This window comes from Cupriavidus oxalaticus, from assembly GCF_038900635.1.
Classification (GTDB): domain Bacteria; phylum Pseudomonadota; class Gammaproteobacteria; order Burkholderiales; family Burkholderiaceae; genus Cupriavidus; species Cupriavidus oxalaticus_B.
In genome coordinates this window covers 1-434 of sequence record NZ_JAYMRX010000099.1, presented here as the reverse complement: position 1 = coordinate 434, position 434 = coordinate 1, and the positions used below count along the sequence as shown (strand labels likewise).

The window sequence follows — 434 nt, the reverse complement described above, 5'->3', positions numbered from 1 at the left end:
CGCGTCGCCTGCAGCATGGTGGTCAGCGGACGCATCGAGGCGACCAGGATGCGGTTCTCGGCGGCCCGGATGATCACGTCGTGGAAGGCGAGGTCGGCCGCCACGAAGCCCTCGACGTCGGTCCGCTCGTGCGCCGCATGCATGTCCGCGAGCAGGGCTTCCATCTCCGCTAGATGCTCCTCGGTGCGGCGGCCCGCGGCGAACTCGGCGGCGCCGGTCTCGAACATCATGCGCATCTCGAGCATCTCCAGGGAGGAGCGCTCCCTGGCGCCAGCGCTCTGCGCATGACGCACGACCGCGTCGAGCCCGGTCCACTCGTCGGTCGGGGCGATCCGGTGCCGGGTGCCGGGCACGGCGACGATGACGCCCTGCGCCTGCAGAAGACGAACCCCTTCGCGCATCGTCAGGCGCGAGACGCCGAACTGCTGCGCGAG

Annotated in this window: 1 protein-coding gene; it reads right to left on the bottom strand. The window is 71.0% G+C overall.

Translation table 11 applies throughout. The features are described 5' to 3' along the window. Positions 1–434, bottom strand: a 434-nt coding sequence (locus VSR71_RS35125) for a FadR/GntR family transcriptional regulator (RefSeq protein WP_342917928.1), incomplete at both ends; no start/stop codon positions are given.